At 60.6% G+C, this 20139-nt stretch carries 15 protein-coding genes; 13 read left to right on the top strand and 2 right to left on the bottom strand.

Translation table 11 applies throughout. The annotated features are described in order from the left end of the window. Positions 1 to 198: 198 nt before the first annotated feature. The 7 genes from WX88_RS07565 to WX88_RS07535 all read left to right on the top strand — a co-directional run bounded on the left by WX88_RS07565 (position 199) and on the right by WX88_RS07535 (position 9120). Positions 199 to 2979, top strand: coding sequence for a TonB-dependent receptor (locus tag WX88_RS07565; protein ID WP_046243709.1), 2781 nt, complete (start codon positions 199 to 201; stop codon positions 2977 to 2979). A gap of 51 nt (positions 2980 to 3030) precedes the next feature. Then, complete coding sequence (locus WX88_RS07560) at positions 3031 to 4335, top strand: DUF4876 domain-containing protein (protein ID WP_052732457.1); 1305 nt, start codon at positions 3031 to 3033, stop codon at positions 4333 to 4335. A gap of 63 nt (positions 4336 to 4398) precedes the next feature. Beyond that, positions 4399 to 6066 (top strand): DUF6850 family outer membrane beta-barrel protein, encoded by a 1668-nt coding sequence (locus WX88_RS07555; RefSeq protein WP_156175997.1) that lies wholly within the window; start codon positions 4399 to 4401, stop codon positions 6064 to 6066. Between the two features lie 59 nt (positions 6067 to 6125). Beyond that, positions 6126 to 7265 (top strand): cytochrome-c peroxidase, encoded by a 1140-nt coding sequence (locus WX88_RS07550; RefSeq protein ID WP_197076707.1) that lies wholly within the window; start codon positions 6126 to 6128, stop codon positions 7263 to 7265. Between the two features lie 778 nt (positions 7266 to 8043). Next, on the top strand, positions 8044 to 8307 hold the full coding sequence (locus WX88_RS07545; RefSeq protein WP_231590653.1) for a hypothetical protein: 264 nt from the start codon (positions 8044 to 8046) through the stop codon (positions 8305 to 8307). Beyond that, positions 8300 to 8611, top strand: coding sequence for a hypothetical protein (locus WX88_RS07540; RefSeq protein WP_046243706.1), 312 nt, complete (start codon positions 8300 to 8302; stop codon positions 8609 to 8611). The genes WX88_RS07545 and WX88_RS07540 overlap by 8 nt, the downstream gene beginning before the upstream one ends. 68 nt (positions 8612 to 8679) lie before the next feature. Beyond that, positions 8680 to 9120, top strand: a complete 441-nt coding sequence (locus WX88_RS07535; RefSeq protein WP_046243705.1) for a lipocalin-like domain-containing protein — start codon at positions 8680 to 8682, stop codon at positions 9118 to 9120. A gap of 157 nt (positions 9121 to 9277) precedes the next feature. Here the strand turns inward: WX88_RS07535 and WX88_RS07530 are convergent, their stop codons facing one another. Both WX88_RS07530 and WX88_RS07525 read right to left on the bottom strand, forming a co-directional pair. Continuing rightward, positions 9278 to 10504: a Gfo/Idh/MocA family protein gene (locus WX88_RS07530; protein WP_046243704.1), complete on the bottom strand. Its 1227-nt coding sequence runs from the start codon at positions 10502 to 10504 to the stop codon at positions 9278 to 9280. Beyond that, on the bottom strand, positions 10501 to 11499 hold the full coding sequence (locus WX88_RS07525) for an FAD:protein FMN transferase (protein ID WP_197076706.1): 999 nt from the start codon (positions 11497 to 11499) through the stop codon (positions 10501 to 10503). Before WX88_RS07525 ends, WX88_RS07530 begins: the two co-directional genes overlap by 4 nt. Positions 11500 to 12256: 757 nt before the next feature. Between WX88_RS07525 and WX88_RS07520 the strand changes: the two genes are divergently transcribed. The 6 genes from WX88_RS07520 to WX88_RS07495 all read left to right on the top strand — a co-directional run bounded on the left by WX88_RS07520 (position 12257) and on the right by WX88_RS07495 (position 20068). Continuing rightward, positions 12257 to 13642, top strand: coding sequence for a 3-keto-disaccharide hydrolase (locus WX88_RS07520; RefSeq protein ID WP_046243703.1), 1386 nt, complete (start codon positions 12257 to 12259; stop codon positions 13640 to 13642). A 144-nt stretch (positions 13643 to 13786) separates the two neighbouring features. Further along, positions 13787 to 14053, top strand: a complete 267-nt coding sequence (locus WX88_RS30745) for a hypothetical protein (protein ID WP_197076705.1) — start codon at positions 13787 to 13789, stop codon at positions 14051 to 14053. Positions 14054 to 14241: 188 nt separating this feature from the next. Next, entirely contained in the window at positions 14242 to 16395 is a 2154-nt protein-coding gene (locus WX88_RS07510) for a glycoside hydrolase family 97 protein (RefSeq protein WP_046243702.1), read from the top strand. Between the two features lie 230 nt (positions 16396 to 16625). Next, positions 16626 to 17027: a type 1 periplasmic-binding domain-containing protein gene (locus WX88_RS30740; RefSeq protein WP_046243701.1), complete on the top strand. Its 402-nt coding sequence runs from the start codon at positions 16626 to 16628 to the stop codon at positions 17025 to 17027. Positions 17028 to 17067: 40 nt separating this feature from the next. Then, on the top strand, positions 17068 to 18435 hold the full coding sequence (locus WX88_RS07500) for a sigma 54-interacting transcriptional regulator (protein ID WP_052732455.1): 1368 nt from the start codon (positions 17068 to 17070) through the stop codon (positions 18433 to 18435). Between the two features lie 142 nt (positions 18436 to 18577). Continuing rightward, positions 18578 to 20068, top strand: a complete 1491-nt coding sequence (locus tag WX88_RS07495) for a nicotinate phosphoribosyltransferase (protein ID WP_046243700.1) — start codon at positions 18578 to 18580, stop codon at positions 20066 to 20068. Positions 20069 to 20139: the final 71 nt, after the last annotated feature.

The raw sequence follows: 20139 nt of genomic DNA, 5'->3' as shown, positions 1-20139 counted from the left end.
GCATTGTCAATCTGTGTTTTGGAAATAAATCATCTTTAACCGACAGCGGGTTAGCAAAAACAGGGCGCAAGTCAAGTAGTACAGGCTTTTAAACAACCCTGTAAGTGCGCAAACAAGAATACTTTGTGGTTTTTTAAATGCTTATTTAGAATCTTCTAAATAGGTAGTTACTTTTGTGGTCTGTCCATTCGCCACTGCATGCGTCCTTTTACCATTATCCTGGTTCTAGCTCTTCTTCTAAGTGGGCGCTTTACGTTGCAGGCGCAACCAGTGCAGTCATATAATACGCTCACGGGCAATATTTTGGCCGCCGAAAGCCGAAAGCCTTTGCCCGCAGCAGTGCTTGAAATTGTGGAGTTGGGGGTGCGCACGGCTACTAATGAGGCCGGCGAGTACCGGCTGCGGGTGCCGGCCAGCGCGGCCCGGCAGGTTACGCTGCGCGCCACCTACGTGGGCCGCCAAGATGTGGAAGTGCCCATAAAGTTGGTCGCCGATGCTGAAACCCGCCGTGACCTGCAACTACCGCTCCGCTCCCTGGCCCTGGCCGATGTGCAGGTCAATGCCACCCGCTCGGGGCAGCAGGTGTCTAACTCGACCATTACCCTGGGTCGGGAGGCCATTGAGCAAACCCAGGCCTATAGCCTTGGTGACGTACTCCAGCTGCTGCCGGGCAAGGTCCTGCTCAACACTAATTTGCAGGGCGCACAGGCCATTACACTGCGTAGTGCGCCCGTCGTCACACGGGGCACCGACCAAACGGCCGCCTTCAGCCAGAACAACGCGTTCGGGACCGCCATCATCGTGGACGGGGCTACCTGGGGCAACAACGGCAACCTACAGGCCGACGACCCTGGCCGGCGGGGCGTTATCGGTAGTTTTTCGGTGCCGGACAACTCCCGGGGTGGCGACTACGCATCGGGCAGCTACGCGGGCAGCTCGCTGGATTTAAAGCAGATTCCGGCCAACAACATCGAGAGCGTGGAGGTGATTCAGGGAGTGCCATCGGCCCGCTACGGCGACCTGAGCAGCGGCGCCATCATTGTGAACCGGCAGGCGGGCCGCACGCCCTACCGCGTGAGTACGCGCACCCAGAGCGGCACCACCGAACTGACGGCCAGTAAAGGAATCGGGCTGGCTAATGGTAACGCGCTGAACGTATCGGGCACGTTTGTGAACTCCAACCCGGAGCCGCAATTCAAAACTAAAGCCTTCAACCGGCTGACGCTGGGCACGATTTATACCGCTCAGTTCGGCCCGGCGCGGCGGCACCGCAACTCCCTGGCCTTCGACGCCCACTCGACCCTGGACGATGCCCGCACCGACCCCGATGACCAAGACACCCGCCGCACTTACTCCCGCGACCAGCGCCTGGCACTCAGCAACCGGGGCACCCTGAACCTGTTGCGGCCCTGGTCGGAGTACGTGAGCTACCAGTTCGGAGCCTCCTATTCTTATCAGGACACGTACCACTACAGATTTGAGAACCAGCAGGTAAAGCCCGTATCCGATGCGATGACCACGGGCATCAGCCGGGGTAGCTTCACGCCAGGTGTGTACGATGTCGAGCAGCGCATTATTGGGCGCCCCCTGAACTTGTACGCCCGCGCCGACAACACCTTGTTCTGGGCTACGGGCGCCTGGAGCCATACCCTGACGGGGGGCGTTTCGGTGAGCTACGACCGGAACCTGGGCGCGGGCCGCCTCTTCAACCCACTGCGGCCCATTACCTCCGTGCAGGCTAACGTAGACGGGAAAGGAACGCGGCCCTTCGACTTTAGCTCGGTGCCGGGCATGGTGCAGGCCGGGGCGTTTCTGGAAAACCAGGTGGTGCGCCAATGGGGCCCGCGCCGGCTGGTGGCCAACCTGGGATTGCGCTACGACAACCAGAACGGGTTTTCGACCCTGGCGCCGCGCCTCAATGCCAAGCTGTTTTTGAGCGAGGCCCTGCAGCTCAATGCCGCCTACGGCGTGTCAGCCAAAGCGCCGGGGCTGATTCACCGCTACCCCGGCCTGCTTTATTTCGAGTCGCCGCTGCTGGTAAGCTTCAATGGCCGCGAGAATGAGAGCCTGTATCTGGTGCACACGCAAGTGGTGAATCCGGCCAACCCGAACCTCCGGCCCGCCCGGGCCCGGACGCTGGAAGTGGGCATGAATGTCCGCAGTCGCCGGGGCTATGCGCTGTCGGTGACGGCCTACCGCAAGCAGGATGAAGACGGTTTCAGCGTCAATCAGCGGCGGTTGCAGCTGGAGCTGCCAGAGTACCGGCTGGCGAGCCCGGTGCCGGGCCAGCCTCCTACGGCTGAGCCGACGGGCCAGCAGCGCGTGTATTCCTATAACTACGGCGTAGTGGAAAACAACCTGCGCACCACCAACTACGGCCTGGAGCTGCTGGTGCGCACGCCCAAGCTGCGGGCCCTGCAAACCTCCTTCGATCTGAGCACGGCCTATACCAACAGCTATTTTCTCTCGGCCGGACGGCTTACCTATACCCGCAAAGACCCGCTTTCGGCCGAGTTCCGCGACATCGAGCAAGTGGTGTACCAGCAGGCGGACCGCAACGGCCAGTCGGCCCTGTCTACGGTCAGCTCCACCACGCATCTTTCGCGGCTGGGCCTCGTGGTGACGCTGCGCGGGCAGCTGTTCTGGGGCAGCTGGTCGAGCCGACGCGAGCCGTTTGAATACGCCCAGGGTTTCTACCGGCCCAGCGGCCAATACGTAGCCGTGTCGCGGGCCGAGCAGCAGAACGGGGCTTATCAGAACCTGCGCAACCCTATCGACCAGGAAGAGGAGCGCCAGCCGTTCGTGTACGGCAACCTGCACCTGCGCCTAGCCAAGGAGCTGGGCAAGCTGGCCCGGCTGTCCTTTTTCGCCAATAACTTCCTCAACCTGCGCCCGGAGCAGTTCAACCGCGATACGCAGGTACTTACAGTTTACAATCAAAACCCTACGTTCGGCTCGGAGCTGGTGCTTACATTCTAACCGCCCGTGGTCTGGTCTTTTCCTCCGGCTAATATTTACCTCTTACCACCTATGAAACACCTATCGCGCCTGCTGTGCCTGTGCCTGCTGCTCCCCACTCTCTGGAGCTGCGACAAAGACGACCCCGAAACCCCGGCCGCCCAGGCCCAGACCACCGTGACCTTTGATGCTGCCTATGCCAACCAGGTTGCCGAAGCCGTGGAAGTGAAGCTTGAAAACATCAACACCCGCGAAAGCCTGACCGCCACCACCGACGCCCAGGGGCAGGCCACGTTCGGCAGCATTCCGGCCGGGGCTTACAACGTGACGGCCCGTTTGGAAATGAGCCCGGCGCAGTTTCTGACATTTGCCGGGGTGCAGGTGAGCGCGCCGGTGCTGTTCCAGGCCACGGCCCAGAACCAAACCATTACGCCGGGCCAAACCAACGCGGTGGCCCTCACGCTGAAAGCCGGCACGTCGGGCGAGCTGGTCATCAAGCAACTGTACTATGCCGGCTCCGACCGGGTGAACGGGGCACAGTCCCGCGACCAGTTCATCGAGCTGTATAATAACACCGACGCGGTGCTTTACGCCGATGGCCTGTACCTGGCCCAGATTGAAGGCAACCGCACCATCCCCACCGGCGCGCTGCCCGGCCACCTGCTGCCCAGCGGCCAGTACGACTGGAGCAAGTCCATTGGGATGCCGCGGACGGTGCGGGCCAATGAGGACTTCGTGTATACGCGCGCCCTATGGCAGATTCCGGGCACCGGTCAGCAGTACCCGGTGCAGCCCGGCCAAAGCATCGTCATTGCCCAGACCGCTCTCAACCATAAAGCACCTTACACCGGCACCGACGGGACGGTCGTAACCGTGCGGGACCCCAGCCTGACCATCGACCTGAGCACCGCCTCGTTTGAAGCCTACTACAACCAGGGACTGGATTCGGACCTCGACAACCCGGCCGTGCCCAACCTGCGCCTCGTGCAAACCTTCGGTACGGATATGATTCTCGACAACGCCGGCCGTGATGGGTTTGCCATCTTCCGCTCGACTAGCGACGCGGCCACGTTCAATAAATATCCGCGCCCGAATACGGCCAGTGTCTCGTCGAATACAAACTACTATTACCAGGTTCCCAAGAGCATCCTGCTGGATGCCGTGGAATGCCAGGAAAGCTCCACTCAACTGGTTCCGAAGAAGTTTACGGCTGAGCTGGACGCGGGCTATGCGTACTGCCCGCGTGGCCGCTACACGTCGCAGGCGGTGATCCGCAAGGTGGTCCGCACGTTCGGTACGCGCCGCATTCTGCAGGATACCAACAACTCGACCAACGACTTCCAGGCGCTCAACCTGCCGGTGCCGTTTGGCTTCTAATTTCTTTTGGTATTACCGGTTGGGGGCCCAGCGGGCCGCCTGCCGGCTGGCTTTTTCGTGCGGATGGCTTTGTTTTTCTTGAATAAGAGCGTGGGGCTGGGGCTGGTTGGGCTGCTGGCAGCCGCTGCCGCCGGGGCCCAGCAGCTGCCCACCGATACCGCTTCAACAAGCGGGCAGCGGCAGGTGCCGCCGCCCGTGGCCGCACCAGATGTGGCCCCTGGCTACCTGGGGGCTGGGTTTGGGCCTGATACGCTACTACCGGTTGCGGCCACCAATCTGGGGCAGGTGCTGCTGACGGAGTTTCGCCGGCAGGCAGCACTGCTGCCCCTGGCCCCACTGGGGCGCTACGCCCGCACCGAGGTGGGGTATGGCCGGGAGCAGGGCGACTTCCGCCGCGCTCAAGACCCTACCCGTAGCCAAACAGTTGGGCTGCGCACCGAAGGCCTGCGCGACTGGAAGGGCTGGCGCTTGTGGGGGCAGTTCGAGTTTGAACGGCAATGGCACGACAGCATCCGCTGGAGCCTCACGCCCAATCCGGCGCCCAGCCGGCCGTACTACCTGGCCGCCGGCCGTCCCGGCAGCTGGGACAATCAAGTATACAGCATGCAGGCGGCCGGGGCCCGCCACTGGCTGGGGGGCCGCCTGACAGCGGGCCTGAATACGGCCTACAACGTGGGCAACTACGCCCGCTCCAATGACCCGCGCCCCGAAATGACCCGCCACCAGCTGCGCGTGGGGGCCTCGGTGGGCTATGCGCTGCGGCCGGCCTGGCTGCTGGCCCTGGGCTACACTTATGGCTACGGCAGCGACATCACCCGCACGCAGTTTGGCAGCGACCTGAGTCAGCAGGGCAGCGATACGCCTTTCACTATCTACGACGTGCTCGGGTATGGCTTTCTGCTGGAAGCCCGCTACAACCTCTTCCGCAGCCAGCGTCGGCTGCACCACGGCAGCTTTAGCGTGCAGCACACCTGCGCCGCCAGCACCTACCTCCTCACGGTGGCGGCCGACCGCAGCACCGAGGAATTTCGGAAGCGGCTGACTTCGAGCGGGGCATTGATTGACGACCTGGTTGGCACTTACACCCTCACCGCCTTCGACCTGCGCGCCGCCCGCTTTCAGCAGGCTGCCCCCGGCCGCCAGCATTACCAGCGCCTCCTGCTCAATTTGGCGCAGGGCCAGGATGAGAACAACACCTTCCGACTGGGCAATAATTACCGCTACACCTCCCAGCACACCCGGCTCGAAGCGGGCACCCTGCGCCGCCACCCAGCCGGCCACCTCACCGAGTACGGCGGCGGCCTCTACTATCGGGCCGAGCGCCGCGCCGATGGCACCACCGTCCACCGCCGCCAGACCCGCCGCGCCGGCCTCGACCTGCAGGCCCGCCACTACCACGCGCTGCTCAGCGGCTGGCGCGCCATCGTGGGGGCACAGGGCGGGGCAGAGTGGAATGCCGCCAGCAGCTTGTCGGTGCCTGTGCAACAGCAAAACCGCTTCAGCCGCAACGTGGTATTTCCCGACCATGCCTACGACTTGCAGCATACCGGGCGCGCCGGCCTCACCCTGGGCGTAGAGCGCGCCGCCGCGCCGGGGGTGCGCGTGCGAGTGCTGGCCGAAGGCAACTATCTGACGCCGCTCACCACCCGCACCGCCCCTGCCTACCCGCCGCCGTTTACTCCGAACGGCGCCCGCTGGGATGCCCGCCTGAGTTTGCAGGTGTTTCATTGAACGAAGCGCCCCTCTGGTTGCTCCTGTATCTTTGCTTCACATCTATTGCCTTTCCTGTTTTGCTTGCTCCGCGTCTTTCTTTTTATCTGGTCCTCCTGAGCGGGCTGCTACTCGGCTTCACGATGGTAGTGCCCCTGGCCGATGACCCCGCGGCCCTGCGCGCCGCCTACAGCCGCCCAGTTGCCGAGTGGCCCGCCCCCACCGTGGATTCGGCCGCCCGCCCACACTTCCGGGAACTGGGTGAGCTGCCCCGCGCGCCCGTGGCCCACACCGACTCGCTCAAACCGCTCGTTGAGCTGGGCAAAACGCTGTTTTTCGACCCGCGGCTGTCGGGCTCCGGGCAAATTTCCTGCTCCAGTTGCCACGACCCCGAACGCAGCTTCACCGACAACCGCTCCACCTCCGTGGGCCACGGCCACCGCCTGGGCAAGCGCAACGCGCCCTCGCTGCTCAACGTGTGGGCCGTGGCGCCAGCGCCTTTGTTCTGGGACGGCCGCGCCGCTACCCTCGAAGAGCAGGCCCTGATACCAGTGGACGATACCCTGGAAATGCACCAGGTGGTGAAGCGCCTGCCCCGCAAAATCAGCAAGGTGAAGGGCTACCGGCCGTTGTTCAAACAGGCTTACGGCACCGAGGCCATCGATGGCCTCCGCATTGCCCACGCTCTGGCCACCTTCCAGCGCAGCTTGCAGGGCCGCCGTGCGCGCTTCGATAAGTTCCTGACCGGCCACCCCGAAGCACTGAACGACCAGGAGCTGCTCGGGCTCCACCTGTTCCGCACCAAGGCCCGCTGCATCAATTGCCACAATGGCCCGCTGTTCACCGACAACCAGTTTCACAACGACGGCCTCACCTACTACGGCCGGGAGCTCCAGGACTTGGGCCGCTACACCGTGACCAAAAAGCCCGAAGACGTGGGCCGCTTCCGCACGCCCAGCCTGCGCGAGGTGCTGCGCACCCGCCCCTGGATGCACAACGGCATGTTCGATGAAATGGATGGCGTGGTCGGCATGTACAACAATGGCATGCTCCACCCCAAACGCAAAGCCGGCCAGGAAAACGACCCGCTCTTCCCCGTCACGTCCCCCCTGCTCAAGCCCCTCGGCCTGACCGAGCCGGAAAGAGACGCCCTGATTGCCTTTCTGGGCACCATCACCACCAACTCCTACCGGATTGAGCGGCCCAAACTGCCGCAATAGCCAGCGTCCCGCATGGCGGGCCCGGCTGGGGAGTAGAAGAGCAACCGCAAGGCCACGTTCGTGGTGGACGTGCGGTAGCGCCGGCCGATTTCAAGGCGCATACCAAAGGCGGACTGACGCCTGAGTAGAAGGGCAACCTATGCCACCTCAGCCAAATGCGAATGGAAGCAGTGGAGGAGAAAAATGTTGCGCTGTTTTTTAAACTTTCAACAAGAAACAGCGCAAAAAATATGGAAAAGTTGCGCTGTTTTTCTAACCTTCTGTAAAAAACAGCGCAAGAATCGCCCTGCCAGCGTGGGGCAGCAAGGCAAAGGAAGCATGAAAGTTTGTGGACTATTTTCACAAAACTGAAAAATAGTCCACGAGAATGGGCAGAAAAGTGTGGACTATTTTTCAGTTTTGTGAAAATAGTCCACAAACTTTTTGCTTGGCACCTGTTGAAAACATAGGGTTACCATCGCGGAATAAGCGCCCTGCTGGCACCCTTGCCAGCACGGGTCGGCACAAGCGGAAACCTTTATATTTACCCGCGCCACAACTGGCAAGCTCGCCAGCGGCTACCGTTCCACTCTTTTACCGCCTACCTCATGAGTACAAGACTGTCCGCCGGCCCAAGCCGGCTTTTTTTTCGCCCTTGGCCTTAGCCTGTTGAGCTGTGCGGCCCTAACCGGCTGCCACGACCGGGACACCCCCGCCGCAACAGCAATACCACTTTGAAACCAAAGCGGACTTGGCGAAACTTTCTCCCCGAGAGGCACTCATCAGGGATGTGACTGACATGCTAATTGCCTTTCACGACGACGATTCGGCGGCGGCGGCCAACTCTAAAGAATTTGACAGCGGCTCCGGCAGCTACGGCTCCGTGAACGGCCGGCGGCGGAACATGATTTTCCCCCGCTCCGCCCAACGTGCCGAAATCTACCGCTTGCGGGACTCCTTGCTGGCCACCGGCCCCGCTAATTTTAGCGATACCCTACGCTTCTTGTCAGCACCCACTGGCCCCCCCCTAATTTCATCAAACCGCACTCGAACTAATGGCTGATTTTTCTACCACCAAGGTCAATGGCATCATCATGCACGATGTCCAGGTTTTGATTCCACGCCCGTCCATTCTCTTTTCAAACATTTTTGTCAGCGTCCGCTATCCGCTTGACCCCAAAACGGGCTTGTTTCTTTGGAAAAACGAGGACAGCGTTGAGGTTCACTTCTCCAAACGCGACTTCAATGCCATCAGCTACGGGAGAAAAGGACAAAAAAACCGCCGGTGGGGCGAGGCGCAAGCGAGAAAAGAAATTTCCTACCCCACACAACCTTTTGTCTGTTGGCTCCCTCATGCTTACAAATAGCCCCCGTTAACGGGGCTACCTGTACACTCTTTTTTTCACAACATACATTTTAGAATACTCCAGTTTTCATGAATAAGCTCACCCTATTGGCCGCCGGAGCCATCCTGTTTTCTGCCTGCGACGATGATAAAGACACTCCCCCGACTCCATCACGCACCGATTTATTAGTCGATAAGGACTGGGTGTTGAAGGATTACCTTGAGACAACAATCGGTTCAACGACGACGACTAGTGTATATGCGGAGGAATATGATGCTTGTGAACAAGATGACTTCATTCGTTTTACGAGGCCCAACCTTGCCGTCCTAAACGAAGGCCCAACTAAGTGCGACCCAGATGATCTTCAAGTAGAAGAAACTACTTGGACCCTTGCGAATAATGATGTCACCCTCACCTTTAATAACCAGGAATATGATATAAGTGAGTTGACTGATGCGTCCATGAAGTTGACTCCACGGGTTGTGCCGACGAACATGAAAATCTATACGCTCGTGTACGCCAAGAAGTAAAATGATTGGTTAGCACGAGGGTGCTGTTCAACAAATAGGGGAAAACTTCCGACTCCGGAGGTTTTCCCCTATTTCATATACGGTTGAATCGCGACGGGCACGGTGCAAAAAAGCCCCAGCCGCAATACCACGTTGAAACCAATCAGTGCCGCCTTCGCTAGCTGAAGCTGAACTCCGGCCGCCACTTTTCGATGGTGTGGTTGTAGATGGCCTGATTGGCCAGGTGCACGGCGCATGCCACCCGCGCCCCGGTGAACACGTTGGAATCGGGCAGCTTCTTCTCGCTCACGGCCCGGTGAAAATCACGCAGAGCGTACCAGGAGCCGTCTTTCAGCGGCCCCGGCCCGGTGGTGATAGGAATGCCGCCGTTCTTATCCCACACGATTTTGGTGGCCCCGGTTACGCCGTCCACAGTGCCGTACTGCTTCAGCGTTTCTTTCTCGGGATAATAAATGCCTTCGTCAATGAGCAGCGAAATGGTGCCTTTGGTACCCTTGAGTTTGAACAGGTAGCCGTCGCGCGCATTACCACAGGTAGCGCCGAAGCTGCCGACCATGCCCTCACGGGCGTAGCGCACCATCACTTGCACGTTGTCGTAAGTTTCGCGGCCGTCTTTGTAATAGTCGATGCCCCCGGTGCCGAATATCTCGTCGGGCGAGGTGTCGAAAGCCCAGTGGATAAAGTCGAGCTGGTGAGACAGTAGCTCTGCGACCAGGCCCCCGGAGTACTCACGGTACATGCGCCAGTTGATTTTGCGTTCCAGGCCGGGCTCAGGCACCGGGCGCCGCCAGCTGCCGTTGCGGTCCCAGCGGCAGTCAATCTGCGTCACTTTGCCCAGGTAGCCCTGCGCAATCATTTCCTTGACGCGGTAGTAGAGCGGGGACGAGCGGTATTGGTGGCCGACTTGCAGCGTTTGGCCGGGACGCTGCCGCGCCAGGGCCACCAGCTCTGCCGCCTGCTGACTGTCGTAGGTCATGGTTTTCTCCAGGTACACCTGCTTGCCGGCCAGCAGCGCGGCTTTAGCCACGGCATAATGCAGGTACAGCGGCACGGCGATGATAACGGCTTCCACGGTGGGCGCGTCGAGCAGGGCCCGGTAGTCGGCGTAGGTTTTCAGCTTGCGGGCGGGCGCCATTTGCTGAGCATCGCGCAGGCGAAACGGCAGCTCATCGCACAGCGCGACGACCTCAAACTGGTCGGGCAATTCCTGCAACACCTTCAGCAGCCCCTTGCCCCTGTCTCCGCAGCCGATGATGCCGATTTTCAGCTTATTGGCAGTTGGAGCCGCGGCGGCGAGGGTCGAGGCCAGCCCGTGGCCCAGTAGCAGTCCCCCGCTCAGCAGGCCGGTTTTTTTGATAAAATCTCTGCGCTCTAGGTTGGTCATGGCTGAATCTGAAGTAGCTGTTGAAAGCCGGGCGTGGCCGTTTCGGCAGTGGTGCCATCGGGGCGTTGGTAGATGAGGTAGGCTTGTAAATCGGCGTGTTGCCGCAGGAAAACCAGCGCGTGGGCCAGGCCCATGCCCATCAGGGCATTGTCGTAGGCGTCGGCCGTGAGGGCGTCGGGGGCAACCACGGTCGCACTAATCAGCTCGTTCTGGAAGGGATACCCCGTTTTGGGGTTGATGAGGTGCGCATTCCTTCGTGTGCCGGTTTGGTGGAATTGGCGGTAGTTGCCGGAAGTGGTGACCCCGCCGGCCGCCAAGCGCAGCACCTGCTGCATCACGGGCGCGTTCAGGGCATTGGTGTCGGGTCGCTCAATGCCGATGCGCATCAGCTCCCCGCTCGGCCACTTGCGGCCCCGCACCCGGATTTCCCCGCCCAGCTCCACCAGGTAGTTGCGGATGCGTTTGCGTTCCAGCAGCGTGGCCAGCACATCCACGGTGTAGCCTTGCGCAATGCCATTGAGGTCGAGATGCAGGGCAGGAACGGTTTTCACCAATGAGTCGCCCCGCAGTCCCAGTTTGTCGGAGCCCACGCTCGTCAGAATGGCCTGAATAGCCGCGGGCGTGGGCGTGGTGGCGGCGCGACTCATGCCGAATCCCCAGGCGGCAACCAAGGGTTCCACGGTCGCATCGAAGAGGCCGTCGGTTTCCTGGTAAACCCGAAGCGCTTTGGCAACGACCCGCTTTAAGTGCGGGTCGGCCACTAGGCCTTTGGGCGAGGCATTGAATTGGTTGATGAGCGAGCCCGGCTCGTAAAGCGAAAGCGAATGGTCAATTTCTGCCAATTGCCTGTCCACGTCTGCCTTAGTCACGACACTGTCGGGCGCGTAGTAGGTGATGCTGTAGGTGGTACCTTGCGCGTAGCCCCGTAGCTGATACGGGCAAAGCGGAGCACCGCCCAACGAAGGCGAAGACCATCCTAGAATTAGCGCAAGCAAAAAGTGGAACGCCACGACTTGATAATATTAATTCGCCCCTAACTTGGGGCCGCTGGTGGTAGCTATAGGACCACGCGCCGGCAAGGGAGCATAAACATAAGCAGCAGTAGCGGTAGTTATGCTAGCTGATAAAGTTAAAGTAATTGTGTGTAGGTGTCTTACTGTCATTAGCAACTAGTCACCTGAAAAAGTAAAAAACTGCTAGTAGGCTCATTGCCAACTTTTATAAAACACCTGTTTTCATTCGTTAATCATATCGCAAACGTTTGCGCAAATAATTCACTTGTTTTTCTTCTTTTTTAATGGGTGGCTCTTCTACCTTTGGCAGAGAATCAGGTTAGGTTTCGTTTTAAAACATAGTAGTTTCGGTCAATTCGGTTTTGTGCGTTGAACCAGCTGAAGCAAGTAGCACTTGCGATATCAGTTTCACCGATACTTTTCCTTTTTTATAGCTAGCTGTTTAATGGCCTGCCATTTATCAAAATACCAAAGTTGTGCCGGGCATATGCACCTTCATTGGTATCGACCGCGCTGGCCAGCTCGCACCAGCACGTGGCGCAAGGCAGCAGTTAGCACAAACCACCAGAGCAGCTGCGCTATCCCGAACTGCTCAAGGCCAGCCAAGTACCAAGCCAGTGGAGGGCGTCGGTTGCGACAGAGGCTGCAGGACGCAAGCCAGACCAGCAGCCTTTCTTTACACGCTACGCGGCCCTCGGGCCCGTCAAATCAACTACCAACCTCACTTCAAAGAATTAGCATGATGAAAACGCTTTTATCCTTCGCTTCCCTCTCCACCGTGGCCTTGATGGGTTTCGTGCAGCCTCGTGCCGCGCCCACGAAGGCCGCCGATACCTGGCAGAACCTGTTCGACGGCAAGACCCTGACGGGCTGGAAGCGCGTAGCGGGCACAGCCGACTACCAGGTGGAAAACGGCGCCATTGTCGGAACCACGGTGGAGGGTTCGGATAACACCTTTCTGGTGACGGAAAAAGAATACGGCGACTTTCAGCTGGAGCTGGACATCATGGTGGAAAGCGCAGTCAGTAACTCGGGGGTGCAGACGCGCAGCCACTTCAACACGCCGGGCTTCGAGAACAAGGTGTACGGCCGGCAGGTAGAAATTGACCCTTCGGCGCGCAGCTGGTCGGGCGGCATCTACGACGAGGCGCGGCGGCAATGGCTGTACCCGCTCGACCTGAATGCCAAGGCCAAACCGCTCTTCAAGGTGGGGCAGTATAACCACCTGACCGTGGAATGCATCGGCAACGAAACCAAAACCTGGCTCAACGGCACGCCCGTGGCCTACGTGGTGGACCCCGTGGACGCCCAGGGCTTCATCGGCTTGCAGGTCCACGCCATTAGTTCCAGGGAGCAGGCCGGCAAGAAGGTGTTCTTCAAGAACATCAGAATCAAAACCACCAACCTGAAATCCAGCGCTTTCCCAGCGGACATCTACGTGGCCAACTTCGCCCCCAACCAGCTTACCGCCTACGAGAAGCAGCACGGCTGGAAGCTGCTCTTTGATGGCAAAACACCGGCGGGCTGGCGCAGTGCCAAAGGCCCGGACTTCCCCGCCAAGGGCTGGCAGGTGGCCGACGGCGCCATCAGCGTGCTGCCCTCGGAAGGCCAGGAATCAACCAACGGGGGCGACATTGTGACCGTCGACCAATACAAGGCCTTCGACCTGTCTTTTGAATTCAAGCTGACGCCGGGCGCTAACAGCGGCGTGAAATACTTCGTGACATTGGCCGAAAAAAGCCAGGGCTCGGCCATTGGCCTGGAGTACCAGGTACTTGACGATGAGCTGCATCCCGATGCCAAGCTCGGCCGCGAGGGCAACCGCACGCTGGCCTCGCTCTACGACCTGATAAAAGCCGACAAGAGCCCGCGCTTCATCCACAAGATTGGGGAGTGGAACGTGGGGCGCGTGGTGGTGTACCCCGACAACCGCGTGGAGCACTACCTCAACGGCGCGAAAGTGCTGGAATACACGCGCGGCTCGCAGGCGTTCCGGGACCTGGTGGCCATCAGCAAGTATAAAACCTGGCCCAATTTCGGGGAGGCGCCGGCTGGGCACATTCTGCTGCAAGACCACGGCAACAACGTGTCGTTTCGGAGCATTAAAATCAAGGAGCTGAAGTAGTTTTTCACCTCTACACCACGTAATTCCCATGGCAAACCCACGGCGTGAATTTCTCAAGACAACGGCGGCATTTACGCGTGGAAGGACGGCCGCCGCAATTGGGACACCATCACGGCAGCGTTCGACTACGGGCCGAGCACGGACTTGAGCAGCGGCTTTCAGGTGCTGTTTGGCGCGCGCATGCACAACGGCGATGAGCGCCCCACCGAAATTTACTACTCCATCGGCGGCATGCTGACCCTGAACACCAACAAGGTGCTGCCCCGTGGCGGCCTGACCAAGAAACTTGCCGACGAGATGAAGATGCCGGCCAACCTACTGCCGGAGTTTAGCTTGTCGGACGCCGAAGCGGCGGTGACCTCGGCCAACACGGGCGGCGACCACCTCACCTCCAATCACGTGCGCAACTGAATGAAGTGCATCCGCAGCCGCCAGCAGCCTAATGCTCCGGTGGAAGCGGGTTACTACGACTCCATTGCCAATATGTATGACCACAGCGGCGGCCCATACGGGTCTTAAAGCTACCTTCGACGAAAAAACCCAGGAGGTAATGGTAGGTGGCAAAGCGTTTGTTGCCTGACACGCCCCAACCCTTTTGCATGAAGTATCCCCCATCCCTGTTGTCCTCGTTCTTCCTCACCGCCCGCAGCTTTCTAATCGTCTGCTTGGGCTTGCTTTGCCAAACAGCCGGCGCCCAGACCATTAAGTCGCCCAATAGCAAGCTCACGCTCACGTTTACCCTGCAAGCGGATGGCGTGCCCACCTACCAACTTACCTACAAAGGCCGACCGGTCATCAAACCCAGCAAGCTGGGATTGGAGCTGAAAAACGCCCCGGCCCTCACCAGCGGCTTCGCCGTGACCGACACCAAACAGGCCGCGTTCGATGCGAGCTGGCAGCCGGTGTGGGGCGAGGTGAAAACCATCCGCAACCACTACAATGAGCTGGCCGTGACGCTCACCCAGGCGGCCACGCAGCGCACCGTACGGGTGCGTTTCCGGGTTTTCGACGATGGGTTGGGCTTCCGCTACGAGTTTCCGCGCCAGCCCAAGCTCGACTATTTCGTCATCAAGGAAGAGCGGACGCAGTTTGCGCTGGCCGGCGACCACAAGGCGTTCTGGCTGCCCGGCGACTACGACACCCAGGAGTACAGCACGGTGACGTCCAACCTGTCAGAAGTGCGCGGCAGGATGAAAGCGGCCGTCACGCCCAACGCCTCGCAGACCACTTTTTCGGCCACGGGCGTGCAAACTCCGCTCATGCTCAAGAGCCAGGACGGCTTATACATCAATATTCACGAGGCGGCGCTGGTCGATTATTCGTGCATGTCGCTGGAGCTGGACGACAAGAACTTCGTACTGGAATCACACCTGACCCCGGACGCCCGCGGCGACAAAGGCCACCTGCAAACGCCGGTGCACTCGCCCTGGCGCACGGTGATTGTCAGCGACCGGGCCGGCGACATCTTGGAATCCAAGCTGGTGCTGAACCTGAACGAACCCACCAAATACAAGGACACTTCCTGGATTAAGCCGGTGAAATACGTGGGCGTGTGGTGGGAAATGATTACCGGCAAGAGCACCTGGTCGTACACCAACCAGGAAAACATCAAGCTCGATTCGCTGGATTACAGCAAGGTAAAGCCCAACGGCACTCACGCCGCCAACACGGCCCACGTGAAGGAGTACATCGACTTCGCGGCCCAGCACGGGTTCGATGCCGTGCTGGTGGAGGGTTGGAACACGGGCTGGGAAGACTGGTTCGGCAAGAGCAAGGACTATGTGTTCGACTTTGTGACGCCCTACCCCGATTTCGACGTGCAGGAGCTGCACCGCTACGCGGCCGGCAAAAACGTGAAGCTCATCATGCACCACGAAACCAGCGGCTCGGTGCGCAACTACGAGCGGCACCTCGACCGGGCCTATAAGTTCATGGCTGACAACGGTTACAACGCCGTGAAGAGCGGCTACGTGGGCGACATCATTCCGCGCGGCGAGCACCACTACGGGCAGTGGCTCAACAACCACTACCTCTACGCCATCACCAAAGCCGCCGACTACAAAATCATGGTGAATGCGCACGAAGCCGTGCGCCCCACGGGCCTCGCGCGAACTTATCCCAACCTCATAGGCAACGAAGCGGCCCGCGGCACCGAGTACGAAGCATTTGGTGGCAGCAACGCCGACCACACCACCATTTTGCCCTTCACGCGCCTGATTGGCGGGCCGATGGACTACACGCCGGGCATCTTCCAAACGAAAGTCAGCGCCTACAACCCCGATAATCACTCCTTCGTGCACAGCACCCTGGCCCGGCAGCTGGCCCTGTACGTGACGATGTACAGCCCCCTGCAAATGGCCGCCGACCTGCCCGAAACCTACAACAAGTTTCTCGATGCCTTCCAGTTCATCAAGGACGTGGCCGTGGACTGGGACGACACCAAGGTGCTCGAAGCCGAGCCCGGCGACTACATCACCATTGCCCGCAAGGCCAAGGGCAAAAGCAGCTGGTTTATCGGCAGCACCTGCGATGAAAACGGCCGCACCTCAACCATCAAGCTCGATTTCCTCGACCCCGGCAAGAAGTACGTGGCCACCATCTACGCCGACACCAAGGACGCGCACTATGAGAAAAATCCGCAAGCCTACGCCATCCGCAAAGTCAACGTGACGCGTAAGTCAAAGCTGGCGCAATTGTGCGCACCGGGGGGCGGCTATGCCATCAGCGTGGTGGAGGCGGCTGGCCGGCGTTGAAGTATTGCCACAATAAACGCTCTTTCCCATTCTATAGCCGCTAACCAGTAAAACCGCCTCACTAAAAGACGAAGCTGAATAATCACTCTTGCAGGAGTAGCTCGCCAAACGCCTTGTTGCAGCAGGCGGTAAAATGATGCTCATATCTCCTCCTTACTACCGGCGCTTTCGCCCTTAGTTCAATATTTTCAGGCCTGTCCTTACTCTTTGTATTTCCCGCCCGATTTCCTGTGAGGGCTTATTTCCAGTTCTTCCTGCTTCTGATAGGGAGCCTGTGCGCGGGGCTACCCATGGGGTGCGCCCCAAAGTCTTCGCAACGCCCCGCCTATCGCATTGTCTTATCACAATGCGGCGCTGGCGGGGGCTGGCGCCAAGCCCTGTTGGACGGGATGAACCGGGGGCTGATCTTCCACCCAGAGGTGCAGTTTCGGGTGGTTAGCAGCGGTGACAAAGGACCGGAAAAGCAGTTGGCTCAGATAAGAGCCCTGCGCCCCGGGGAAATAGATTTATTAATTGTCACGCCTTGCGGCACAAATAACATCACGGTAGCACCAGCCGTGCAAGAGATTTACGACCGGGGAGTGCCAGTAGTAGTGCTGGACCAGCGCGTAAAGACCTCCCGCTATAGTTAAGAGCGACGGACAGTTTTCCGACATCACCGATGCCTCCCCGGTGGCGCACTCAGCCACGGAAGCGGAGGTAACTGCCCTGCTCACCCAGCGCTCCCCCCAACCAGCCATTTATACGGGTGAAGCCTTCGCGGCCTTGTGCAAGCAGCACCAGCTCTATCAGCTCCAGCGCGACGGGCTCGGCATTGCCTCGGTGCTGGAGTTGCCGCTGCCCGTGCGGAATGGCCTGTACTCGGTGCTGGTCCTCGGCAGCCGGCCCCCTTATGCCTTCACCGACGATGACCTGCGGCAACTGCTGCCCTTCGCCGCCCAGATTGCGTTGGTGGTGGAAAATCTGGTGGCCCACGAAGAACTAAACCAGCTGCGCAAACGCGCCGAGCAGGAGAAGAAGTACTTGGCCGAAGAGGTTAGAACGGCCCACAACTTTGGAGAAATCGTGGGCGACAGCCCCATGATACACCACGTATTCGAGCAAATTAGCCAAGTGGCGAATACGGCCGCCACGGTACTTATCACCGGCGAAACCGGCACGGGCAAGGAGCTTATTGCCCGCGCCCTGCACAACCTGTCGCCGCGCCGGGAACGAACCCTCATCAAGCTCAATTGCGCGGCCCTGCCCGCCAACCTGATTGAGAGTGAGCTGTTCGGCCACGAGAAGGGGGCCTTCACCGGCGCCGTGGAGAAGCGGGTGGGCAAGTTCGAGCTGGCCCAGGGCAGCACTATCTTCCTCGACGAGATTGGGGAGCTGCCCCTGGAGCTACAGGGCAAGCTGCTGCGGGTGCTCCAGGAGCGGGAACTCGAACGCCTGGGGGGCAATGCGGTGGTGAAGGTCGACGTGCGCGTGGTGGCTGCCACCAACCGGGCGCTGGAAGAGGAAGTGGTTGCCGGCCGGTTCCGGGCCGATTTATTCTACCGGCTCAGCGTGCTCCCCATTCACGTGCCGGCTTTGCGGGAGCGGCCAGCCGATATTCCGCTGCTGGCCCAGCACTTTGCCCGCAAGTTTGCGCGGGCCTTGGGCAAGCCCTACCTCGGCATTCAGCAAGCGGCCCTCGACGAGCTGCTGGCCTACTCCTGGCCGGGCAACATCCGGGAGCTGGAAAACCTGGTGGAACAGGCCGTCATCATCTGCTCCGGCACCCTGACCTGGGCCCGGCGGCTACAGGCCCCTCCCACGGCGCCGGGCGTGGCGGCCAGCAGTCCCGGCCCGGAGCGGCCGGAAAGCACTTCCCTGAAAGAAGAGCTGGACCTGCTGGAGCGCGCGCGCATTCTGGCCGCCGTGCAGCAGTGCAAAGGGCGTATCCGGGGTAAAAAGGGCGCCGCTATTATCCTGGGCATGAAGCCGACAACCCTGGAAGCCAAAATGGAGAAGCTCGGGATTAAGAAGGAGCAGGTAATCGTGAGCCGGACGTAGGGCGGCCCAGCTTGCCCTATCTGCGGAGGCTGGCGGCAGCGGGCACAAGGTGAGACGGGAGGCCCCAGCGCCCGCCAACACTTATTGCCTCTTCCGTAGCTTCCTTTGCACCATAATTCAACGCCTTTTTCTGTTGCCTTTTATGAACTCCGCTCCGCTTTCCGGCCTGTACGCGCCCTCGCTCGCCCTCGTCACCGACCTTTACCAGCTCACGATGGCCTACGGCTACTGGCAGCAGGGCATGCAGGACCGCGAAGCCGTGTTTCACCTGTACTTCCGCAAGGCGCCGTTTCAGGGGGGCTACGCGGTGGCGGCCGGGCTGGCCCTGGCCGTGGACTGGCTCGAAAACCTGCACTTTTCCGAAGACGACCTTGCCTACCTGGGCAGCCTGCGCGGCAGCAAGGGCACCGCGCTGTTCCCCGCCGATTTCCTCGAATACCTGCGGGGGCTGAAGTTCACCTGCGACATGGATGCCGTGCCCGAAGGCACCGTGGTATTCGGCAACGAGCCCCTGATTCGGGTGCGCGGCCCCTTGTTGCAGGCCCAGCTGCTCGAAACGGCCCTGCTCACGCTGGTCAACTTCCAAACCCTGGTCACGACCAAGGCGGCCCGCATCCGCGAGGCCACCGGGCCCACCGACCAGATTCTGGAGTTTGGCCTGCGGCGGGCGCAGGGCTTCGATGGCGGCCTGGGAGCCAGCCGCGCCGCCTACCTCGGCGGGGGCGACGCCACCAGCAACGTGCTGGCCGGGCAGCGCTACGGCATTCCGGTGCGCGGCACCCACGCCCACAGCTGGGTGATGTCGTTTGGTGATGAGATTAAGGCGTTTTCGGCCTACGCGCAGGCCTTCCCCGACGACTCCGTGTTTCTGGTCGATACCTACGACACCCTGGAGGGCGTGCGCCAGGCCATTCACGTGGCCCGCGAGATGCGCGCCAACGGCCACGAGCTGGCCGGCATCCGCCTCGACTCGGGCGACTTGGCCTACCTCAGCCGCGAGGCGCGGGCGGTGCTCGACGAAGCCGGCTTTACCAACACGCGCATCGTGGCCAGCAATGATTTGGAGGAAAATCTCATCACCAGCCTCAAGCAGCAGGGCGCCCGCATCGACACCTGGGGCGTGGGCACCCAGCTCGTGACGGCCTACAACCAGGCCGCCCTCGGCGGAGTGTACAAGCTCGCTGCCCTGCGCAAAGCCGACGACTCGGGCTGGGATTTCACCATCAAGCTCTCCGAGCAGGTGGCCAAAACCAGCATTCCGGGCATCCTGCAAGTGCGCCGCTACCTCAACGAGTACGGCAAGCCCCGCGCCGACATGCTCTACAACACCGCCGAGCCCCTCCCCGATACCATCACCCTCGTCGACCCGCTCGACATCACCCGCCGCCTGGCCATCAAGCCCGAAACCACCTTCCGCGAGCTGCTGGAGCCGGTTTTCCGCCAGGGCCGGCGCGTGCTCGACCTGCCCACCCTGGCCGAAAGCCGCGCCCACGCCCAGCGCGAAGTGCAAAGCCTCGACCCCAGCATCCGGCGCTTCCTCAACCCCCACTCCTACCCCGTGGGCCTCGAAAAGAGCCTCTACGACTACCGCACCCAGCTCATTCTGGACAAGCGGCCGGTGCGCGGAGCGTAGCCGGCTGCCTGACGAAACCAGACTATCACCGAACCGCAAAGCCGCGTGGCGGCGACAGAGACGCCTCTGTC

It is taken from the genome of Hymenobacter terrenus (assembly GCF_000972495.1).
GTDB classification, from domain to species: Bacteria; Bacteroidota; Bacteroidia; order Cytophagales; family Hymenobacteraceae; genus Hymenobacter; species Hymenobacter terrenus.
Note: the sequence above shows the minus strand (reverse complement) of the source record. Positions and strands in the feature narration are given on the sequence as shown.

Coding starts and splice junctions, on each gene's coding strand:
- WX88_RS07565 (WP_046243709.1), top strand. CDS start 199: ATGCGTCCTTTTACCATTATCCTGGTTCTAGCTCTTCTTCTAAGTGGG.
- WX88_RS07560 (WP_052732457.1), top strand. CDS start 3,031: ATGAAACACCTATCGCGCCTGCTGTGCCTGTGCCTGCTGCTCCCCACT.
- WX88_RS07555 (WP_156175997.1), top strand. CDS start 4,399: ATGGCTTTGTTTTTCTTGAATAAGAGCGTGGGGCTGGGGCTGGTTGGG.
- WX88_RS07545 (WP_231590653.1), top strand. CDS start 8,044: ATGCTAATTGCCTTTCACGACGACGATTCGGCGGCGGCGGCCAACTCT.
- WX88_RS07540 (WP_046243706.1), top strand. CDS start 8,300: ATGGCTGATTTTTCTACCACCAAGGTCAATGGCATCATCATGCACGAT.
- WX88_RS07535 (WP_046243705.1), top strand. CDS start 8,680: ATGAATAAGCTCACCCTATTGGCCGCCGGAGCCATCCTGTTTTCTGCC.
- WX88_RS07530 (WP_046243704.1), bottom strand. CDS start 10,504: ATGACCAACCTAGAGCGCAGAGATTTTATCAAAAAAACCGGCCTGCTG.
- WX88_RS07520 (WP_046243703.1), top strand. CDS start 12,257: ATGATGAAAACGCTTTTATCCTTCGCTTCCCTCTCCACCGTGGCCTTG.
- WX88_RS07510 (WP_046243702.1), top strand. CDS start 14,242: ATGAAGTATCCCCCATCCCTGTTGTCCTCGTTCTTCCTCACCGCCCGC.
- WX88_RS07495 (WP_046243700.1), top strand. CDS start 18,578: ATGAACTCCGCTCCGCTTTCCGGCCTGTACGCGCCCTCGCTCGCCCTC.